Source organism: Pedobacter sp. HMWF019 (assembly GCF_003061025.1).
GTDB lineage: Bacteria > Bacteroidota > Bacteroidia > Sphingobacteriales > Sphingobacteriaceae > Pedobacter.
This window is the reverse complement of record NZ_QAIL01000623.1, coordinates 4,220-4,468: the sequence shown is the minus strand read 5'-3', so window position 1 is coordinate 4,468 and position 249 is coordinate 4,220. Positions and strand designations below refer to the sequence as shown.

The window sequence follows — 249 nt, the reverse complement described above, 5'->3', positions numbered from 1 at the left end:
GGTGTCCGGGGAAGGGGGATAGTATGGTGTGTTAGGTAAATGAGGCTATTTTACCTTCCTTTTTATTAATTTGCTGTGTTCCCAAATGAAGTCATATAGCCCATCATTTTGATCTGCAGACTTTAAAAGAGATTGTACTTTCTTATCTGACAACCGTCCGCGTATGTAGTTATATTCAGTTCTTGTTTGCGTTGTTTGTATAACGATATCTTCTATTTCGGCTACAAAATCATATTTAAAATCTGCTAT

General features: G+C 36.1%; 1 protein-coding gene. It reads right to left on the bottom strand.

Going from position 1 to position 249, the window contains the following annotated elements:
* Window positions 1–45: 45 nt before the first annotated feature.
* A partial coding sequence (locus DBR11_RS30500) for a hypothetical protein (RefSeq protein WP_233260962.1) occupies window positions 46–249 on the bottom strand: 204 nt, incomplete at its 5' end.